The organism is Neobacillus drentensis (assembly GCF_036966985.1).
GTDB lineage: Bacteria > Bacillota > Bacilli > Bacillales > Cytobacillaceae > Neobacillus > Neobacillus drentensis_E.
In genome coordinates, this window is the sequence record NZ_JBALSN010000158.1 from 7,090 (window position 1) to 7,686 (window position 597).

Annotated in this window: 1 pseudogene; it reads right to left on the reverse strand. The window is 34.0% G+C overall.

The window, feature by feature from the left end:
* A pseudogene (locus tag V7659_RS10920) lies at positions 1 to 494 on the reverse strand (phosphoenolpyruvate carboxykinase (ATP)); the annotation flags it as partial.
* Positions 495 to 597: the final 103 nt, after the last annotated feature.

The following is a 597-nucleotide window of genomic DNA, read 5'->3' on the forward strand; positions in this document are numbered from 1 at the left end:
GGATCGGCTTTGAAATTAGGGGCAGAAATAACGGTAAAACCAGTATCATGTTCAAGCAGCTCTTCTGCAGTCGGGCGAATAAATAACTGGTGTACAAATAAATTTTGCCATGCTAATTCATTTACAATCTGGATAGGTAAGCGCGATTTTTTATCGGCACCAGCAAAGCCTTTAAAAACAAAGATCTCATTTTTCTGTTGTAAATAATTAATGACCTTTTGATAAAGTTTAGTGAAAACAGGCACTGAAATTGGTTGATTGGTCGTGCCCCATTCAATTTTATCTTTAGTTGAATCTTCTAATACAATGAATTTATCCTGTGGGGACCGGCCCGTATATTTACCAGTAGCGACACTAATTGCTCCCGTAGAAGTTAGTGCTCCTTCTTGACGAGTTAAGACTTTCTCTACCAACTGAGGAACAGATAATTGCACATGAACATTACTTTCGTTCAACAATTGATTTAATTCATTAGGAGTATCAACAGAATTCATTTAATGAGACCTTCCTTTATTTAAGTTTTTATAATGTTAATAATACAAAAAGTATAACACATTAGTTGAATTGATGTATCCTATTCATCTGAATTTATATATT